At 67.4% G+C, this 6,264-nt stretch carries 6 protein-coding genes and 1 pseudogene; 4 read left to right on the top strand and 3 right to left on the bottom strand.

The features are described from left to right. From VF542_RS11595 to VF542_RS11580, 4 genes and pseudogenes are all read left to right on the top strand, one after another. Positions 1 to 717: pseudogene (locus tag VF542_RS11595) on the top strand (bicyclomycin resistance protein); the annotation flags it as partial. Between the two features lie 72 nt (positions 718 to 789). Continuing rightward, positions 790 to 1,776 carry a carbohydrate ABC transporter permease gene (locus VF542_RS11590; protein ID WP_408651862.1) on the top strand — a complete coding sequence of 329 codons (987 nt, stop codon included), beginning with the start codon at positions 790 to 792 and terminating at the stop codon, positions 1,774 to 1,776. A 14-nt stretch (positions 1,777 to 1,790) separates the two neighbouring features. Then, entirely contained in the window at positions 1,791 to 2,714 is a 924-nt protein-coding gene (locus tag VF542_RS11585; protein WP_408651863.1) for a carbohydrate ABC transporter permease, read from the top strand. Between the two features lie 65 nt (positions 2,715 to 2,779). Continuing rightward, positions 2,780 to 3,982: an ROK family transcriptional regulator gene (locus tag VF542_RS11580; protein WP_408651861.1), complete on the top strand. Its 1,203-nt coding sequence runs from the start codon at positions 2,780 to 2,782 to the stop codon at positions 3,980 to 3,982. Positions 3,983 to 4,101: 119 nt separating this feature from the next. On the opposite strand, the gene VF542_RS11575 is transcribed toward VF542_RS11580, so the two are convergent. The 3 genes from VF542_RS11575 to VF542_RS11565 form a co-directional block, all read right to left on the bottom strand. Further along, positions 4,102 to 4,635, bottom strand: a complete 534-nt coding sequence (locus VF542_RS11575) for a GNAT family N-acetyltransferase (RefSeq protein ID WP_408651860.1) — start codon at positions 4,633 to 4,635, stop codon at positions 4,102 to 4,104. Positions 4,636 to 4,704: 69 nt separating this feature from the next. Further along, positions 4,705 to 5,289 carry a hypothetical protein gene (locus VF542_RS11570; protein ID WP_408651859.1) on the bottom strand — a complete coding sequence of 195 codons (585 nt, stop codon included), beginning with the start codon at positions 5,287 to 5,289 and terminating at the stop codon, positions 4,705 to 4,707. Positions 5,290 to 5,300: 11 nt separating this feature from the next. Beyond that, positions 5,301 to 6,264 (bottom strand): zinc-binding dehydrogenase (locus VF542_RS11565; RefSeq protein ID WP_408651858.1); only part of this gene is annotated, 964 nt, incomplete at its 5' end.

The following is a 6,264-nucleotide window of genomic DNA, read 5'->3' as shown; positions in this document are numbered from 1 at the left end:
AGCGCCGCCTGTGTCGACACCTTCGGCACCTATGCCGACCTGATCAAGAACGACTCGGTGCGGGGGAACCAGGATGTCGACACGACCCGGGCAACCTACTTCGCCGGCAAGGCCGCCATGTTCGTCTGGTCCTCCTTCATCCTGGACGAGATGGCCGGCCTGCGTAACGACGCGCTGCCTACCTGCGCCGAATGCAAGTCCGATCCGTCCTACCTGGCCAAGAACAGCGGCATCGTGACCTCGCTGCAGGGCGGCGACGGCACCAAGCCCGCCCAGTTCGGAGAGATCGGGTCCTGGACGATCACCAAGTCCGGCAACGCCGACGCATCCAAGAAGTTTGTCGAATACATGCTCAACGACGGCTACTCGGGCTGGCTCGGACTGTCGCCTGAGGGCAAGTTCCCGGTTCGGCAGGGAACCGCCGACGCCCCGAAGCAGTTCGCCGACGCTTGGGCGAAGCTACAGACCGGGGTGGATCGCAAGGCGCCGCTGTCCCAGTTCTACCCGCAGGACGTGCTGGACGCGTTGAAGCAGAGCCCGGCCTCGATCGCTCGCTGGGCGCTGCCGCAGGGCCAGGGTGCTCTACTTGGGGCAACCCTGGGGCCGTTGCCGGTGCCCAAGGCGGTCAACGCTGCCACCAGCGGCGGCCTCTCGGCCGAGCAGGCCGCACAGCAGGCCCAGCAAGCAGTGTCCAAGCTTCAGTCCTCGCTGAAGTAGTTCCCTTCCCAACGCCGGTCCGGGGGCCTGCTCGACAGGCCACCCGGACCGCGCACAGCAAGGAGGAGGCGCATGACGACCACGAGCTCAGCGCCCGCCCGGGCGCGCCGAACGAGCACCCGCACCCTGGCCCAGCAGGAATCCCGCTCGGGCCTGGCGCTGATCTTCCCGACGGTCGTAATCATCTTCGTGGTCGTGATCGTCCCGGTGTTGTGGACCATCATGCTGGCCTTCCAGCACATCAGGCTGCTCAACATCCGAACGGCCGGAATCTTCAGCTCCTACACGCTGAACAACGTCAAGGACGTGCTCAGCTCACCGGACTTCAGGCAATCCCTGACGAACACACTGGTCTACACGATCGGCGGAACGGTGGCCTCGATCGGGTTGGGTCTGGTCGCCGCGCTCTCGGTCCGGGCCCCCTTTCGCGGCCGGACGATGGTGCGCGGCATCATGCTGCTGCCCTACGTGGCGCCGGTGGTGGCGGTCACCTTCGTCTGGCAGATCATGCTCAATCCGCAGTTCGGCATCGCCAACGAGGTTGGCGTCAACGTCCTGGGTTGGGACCACGCGATCCCGTTCCTGTCCGAAGAGACCGGGCAGCTGTCGCTGTTCGGCTGGCAGCTGTCGGTTCCCACCGCGCTGATCACGGTCATCGCGTTCGAGGCCTGGCGGTACTTCCCGTTCGCGTTCCTGTTCATCCTGGCCCGGATCCAGGCGATGCCCAGAGAGCTGGAGGAGGCCGCCCGGGTGGACGGGGCAACCCCGACGCAGCGGTTCGCCTACCTGATCTGGCCGCAGCTGCGCCCGGTCATCGCGATGCTGGCCGTGCTGCGATTCATCTGGACGTTCAACAAGTTCGATGACGTCTACCTGCTGACCGGTGGTGGCGCGGGCACCGAAGTGGTCAGCGTGCGGGTGTACCAGTTGCTGACCGCGCAGGCCGACGTCGGCGGTGCCGCGGCGCAGGCGACCGTGCTGGCCGTGATCCTGGTGATCTGCCTTACCGGGTACTTCATCTTCTTCGGCCGGAACCAGGGCATGGGGGAGTCCGAATGACCGGGATCCGCGCGATGCCCGGGCGCGCCACAACCGAGGCGGCGCGGCGGCGTGCCAGGCCGCCGCGACACTGGAGCAGGGACACCGTGGAGACGGCGGTGTTCAAGGTGCTCCGCTGGTTGGTCATCGCCGGCTTCGTCGTCGTCTGCCTGTTCCCCTTCTACTACATGGTGTTGCTGTCGCTGCGCAGCATCCAGCAGCTGTTGCTGGAGCCGAGCCGATTGCTGCCGTCGCGCCGCGAGCTGACGCTCTCCACCTACACCTCGGTGTTGAAATCCGTGGATGCCGGGGGACAGGGCTTTCTCACTCTGATGAAGAACAGCGGCATCATCTCGATCCTCACGGTGCTGGTCACGCTGCTTGTCTCGATCCCGGGTTCGTACGCGGTCAGCCGGCTGCGCTTCGCCGGTCGCCGGCAGGTGCACTTCCTGTTCCTGGCGGTCTACCTGTTCCCGAGCATCGTGCTGGCCATTCCGCTGTTCGTTCTGTTCACCCGGATCGGCCTGCGGGGCAGCCTGGTCGGGCTGGTGATCGTCTACATCTCACAGACCGTGCCCGTCGCCGTCTACATGCTGCGCAACTACTTCGAGACGATCCCACGCAGCTTGGAGGAAGCCGCGGCGGTGGATGGTTGCAGCCGGCTGCGCATCCTCTGGAGCGTGTCCTTGCCGCTGGCGAAGCCAGCGATCATGGCAACCTCGCTGTACGTGTTCATGATCGCCTGGAACGAGTACCTGTTCGCCCTGTTGTTCCTGGTAGAGAACCGCGAGAGGTGGACCGTGTCACTCGGCCTGGCGCAGCTCTCGGGCAGCATCGAGATCCCGACCACCGTTCTGATGGCCGGATCGGTCATCCTCACCCTGCCTATTCTCATCCTGTTCTTCCTCTCCGAACGGTTGCTGACCGAAGGTCTGACCGCCGGGGCGGACAAGGGCTAGCCGGGCTGGGGCTAGCCGGGCCAGAGCCAGCCGGACCAGAGCCAGGGCGGAGAGGGTACGGGGAGATGAGCGAAGATTGGTCGGGGGATGGCCCAGCCGCGCTCTCCAACTCGGCCGGCGAGGTCTTCCAGCTGTTCCGGGCGGGGATCGTGCGCACCAGGCGCGAGTTGATTCAGTACAGCGGCCTGGCCCGTTCCACGGTCACCGGCCGGGTCGATGCGCTGATCGAGGCCGGCTTGCTGCGTGAAGCCGGCGAGAACCTGTCCACCGGGGGCCGGCCGCCCAAGATCCTGGTGCCCAACCTGGAGGCCAAGACGATTCTGGCCGCCGACCTGGGAGCGACCCACGGCAGGATCGCGGTGCTGGACGGCGCAGGGACGATCATCGTGGAGACCGCGCTGGAGTCGCGTATCCAGTCCGGGCCGGCGGCGGTGCTGGCCCGCCTGGTAAGGCAGTGGCAGAAGCTGCTGCGCAGGTCCGGCCGCGAGCTGTCCTCGCTGTGCGGTATCGGACTCGGGTTGCCGGGGCCGGTCGACGCCGAGACCGGCAGGCTGGTGCAGCCGCCGATCATGCCGGGATGGCATGACCATCCGATCCGGGAGTACCTCGGCCGGCATTTCGACGTGCCGGCGTTCGTGGAGAACGACGCCAACCTGATGGCCCTGGGGGAGTCGCAGCTGGTGCATCCCACACTCCCGTCGTTGCTGCTGGTCAAGGTTGCGACCGGCATCGGAGCCGGCCTGATCCTGGACGGGCGGATTTACAGCGGCGCGGCCGGCGGCGCCGGTGACATCGGGCATGTCAAGGTGCCGGCCGCCGCGGGGCTGCGATGCTCCTGCGGCGCCGAGGGTTGCCTGGCCGCCGTGTCCAGCGGCGCGGCGCTGGTCCGCCAGCTCGCCGCCGCTGGCCGGGCGGTGAGCACCAGCCGGGACGTCGTCCAGCTGGTGCAGCAGGGGGATCCGGAGGCGGTGGCGCTCACTCGCCGGGCCGGCCAGATCCTGGGTGAGGTGATCGCCACCGCGGTCAGCCTGTTCAACCCCTCGGCACTCATCCTGGGAGGCGACCTGTCACTGACCGACGACCACTTTCTCAGCGGGCTGCGGGAGGTTCTCTACCAGCGCACCCAACCGCTGGCCATCCGGCACCTGCTGGTCAGCACCAGCAAGCTCGGTGACGAGGCAGGCATCGCCGGTGCCGCGGCGCTGGTGCGGCAGGAGGTGTTCTCCGCCGCGGCGGTGGACCGGGCGCTCAGCCGGTCGCCCGGATGACGTCACGTGAATGACGTCGCTTGGATGACGTCATTTGGACGACGTCACGTGAATGACGTCGCTTGGATGAGTCGCTTGGTAGCCGTCGCGCCTCATCGATGAGGGAAGCCGGCGCGGATTCACCAGGCATCGCCGTCGCGCCAGTCGCAGACAAGCTCACCCCGGAGATCCAGCTCGGCCGTTATCGGCAGGACGTACACCCAGCCGTCATCTTCTTCGGTCCGAACGATGCCGGCCGGGGTAAGCGCCGAGGTGGGTCCTTGCCACGGGCGCCATCCGCGCCTGGCGTAGAAGGTTGCCGCCTCCTCGGTCGCGCCCAGGGCGGCCAGCTCGTAGGCGTTGCGCGCCACCTGCTCCACCGCCGCCATCAGCGCCGCGCCGTGCCCACGCCGCCGAGCCGCGGCGCGCACTCCGACGCCTTCGACGTAGCCGGTGCGTAACGCCCGGCCGCTGTGCAGCAGTCGTCGCTGGATCAAGGCGGCATGCCCGAGCAGCTCAGCGCCATCCCACAACAGGGCATGCACCCCACCCAGGCAGTGTTCCCAGTCGTGGTCGGTGAATTCTCCGTCGAAGACCTGCTCGAGCAGCTCGCGGGCCGTGGCCAGGACGGCTGCCTCCAGCTGCCCGGTGTGCCTGAGAACGAGTTCGGTCATGGCTGCATCACGGTGATCAGTGTTCGGTGAGCGGGGCTGCGCGAGGTAGCCGACAGCCAGCGTGCGCAGCTACCCCCGCACCAGCCTGGTGCGCCTGAGCACGCCCCTGCCCAGGCGGTAGGCGAGCACGCCGCGCAGCGCCCACGGGGCGGTGACGATGATCGGGTCCAGCCACTGGTGCTTGACGTCGGTGCGTTTCTTGCCGAAGCGGGAGGACAGCCCGTGGTGGGAGAACTCGCTCAGGATGCCGGTCTCGGTGATCGGGTTATCCGGACGCCTGCTCACCATGGACGCGAGGTTGGCCTCTACCGAGTTCACCCGGTCCGCCGCGATCAGCAGCAGCCAGTGGGCGGCCCGTCCCTCGCTGTACCGTCGGTAGGCGTACTTGCGGATCGCTCCGGAGAGCCCGGCGGGCGGGCAGGATGTGCCGAAGACCGGTGTCAGGAAGGCATGCTCGATCGAGCGCTCCCGCGGCCACTTCTCGGGTTGGCGGTCGGGGAAGTCCCAGTGCGCGCCGCTTGCGCCGGGATCGAACCGCTCGCGCGGCACCGAGGGCCGGTCCCTGGGGTCGAGGTCTGCGCCCCAGCCGGGAATGCGGGTGCGCAGCTCATCGATCGACACCGGTAGTGCCGGCTTGTCAGGCGTGTAAGCCATGGTTGCTCTCCCTACGCGGCGTTCTGGACGATGAGTGGCTTGATGCAGTTGTCGAGCTTGGCTGAGAAGATGTGGTACCCCTCGGCTATGTGCTCCAGGGGGATGCGGTGGGTGACGATGTCGCTGGGCTTGAGATAGCCGTTGCGGATGTGCTCGAACAACCGGGGCCACTGCCGTTTCACCGGGCACTGGTTCATCCGGAGCGTCAACCCCTTGTTCATCGCGTCACCGAACTTCACCGCGCTGAAGATCGGGCCGTACGCGCCCATCACCGAGACCGTGCCGCCCTTGCGCACCGAGTCGATCGCCCAGTTCAGCGCGACGGGAGAGCCGCCCTGTAGCTTGAACTTCGAGGCCATCACGTGCTGCAGGAAGTTGCCGTCCGCCTCGGCGCCCACCGCGTCGATGACGACGTCGGCACCGAGATGGTCGGTCGCCTTCTTCATCTCCACCACGATGTCGTCGTACTCGGTGAAGTTATAAGTCTCGGCATGCGCGAAGGACTGCGCCTTGTCCAACCGGTACTGCAGGTGATCGATGACGATCACCCGGCCGGCGCCCATCAGCCACGCCGACTTGGCCGCGAACAACCCCACCGGACCGGCGCCGAACACCGCGACCACGTCGCCTTCGGCGATGTCGCCCAGCTGGGCCCCGAAGTAGCCGGTCGCCAGCGCGTCGGTGAGCAGCACCGCGTCCTCGTCCTCCATCCAGTCCGGGATGAGGCTGGGTCCGACGTCGGCGAACGGCACCCGCACGAACTCGGCCTGCCCGCCGTCGTAGCCCCCGCAGGTGTGCGAGTAGCCGTAGATGCCGCCCACCGCCGTGGCGTTCGGGTTCACGTTGTGACAGTTGGAGTACAGCCCACGGGCGCAGAAGTAGCACGACCCGCAGAAGACGTTGAACGGCACCATGACGCGGTCGCCGGGTCTCAGGTTCCGCACCGATGACCCGACCTCGTGGACCACGCCGATG

The organism is Jatrophihabitans sp. (assembly GCF_036389215.1).
Lineage (GTDB): Bacteria > Actinomycetota > Actinomycetes > Mycobacteriales > Jatrophihabitantaceae > Jatrophihabitans_A.
The sequence above is the reverse complement of the archived record's forward strand: the minus strand, read 5'-3'. Positions and strand labels throughout refer to the sequence as shown.

Excerpts from the sequence above, each read along its gene's own strand:
- VF542_RS11575 (WP_408651860.1), bottom strand. The coding sequence starts at position 4,635 with ATGACCGAACTCGTTCTCAGGCACACCGGGCAGCTGGAGGCAGCCGTC.
- VF542_RS11580 (WP_408651861.1), top strand. The coding sequence starts at position 2,780 with ATGAGCGAAGATTGGTCGGGGGATGGCCCAGCCGCGCTCTCCAACTCG.
- VF542_RS11590 (WP_408651862.1), top strand. The coding sequence starts at position 790 with ATGACGACCACGAGCTCAGCGCCCGCCCGGGCGCGCCGAACGAGCACC.
- VF542_RS11585 (WP_408651863.1), top strand. The coding sequence starts at position 1,791 with ATGCCCGGGCGCGCCACAACCGAGGCGGCGCGGCGGCGTGCCAGGCCG.
- VF542_RS11570 (WP_408651859.1), bottom strand. The coding sequence starts at position 5,289 with ATGGCTTACACGCCTGACAAGCCGGCACTACCGGTGTCGATCGATGAG.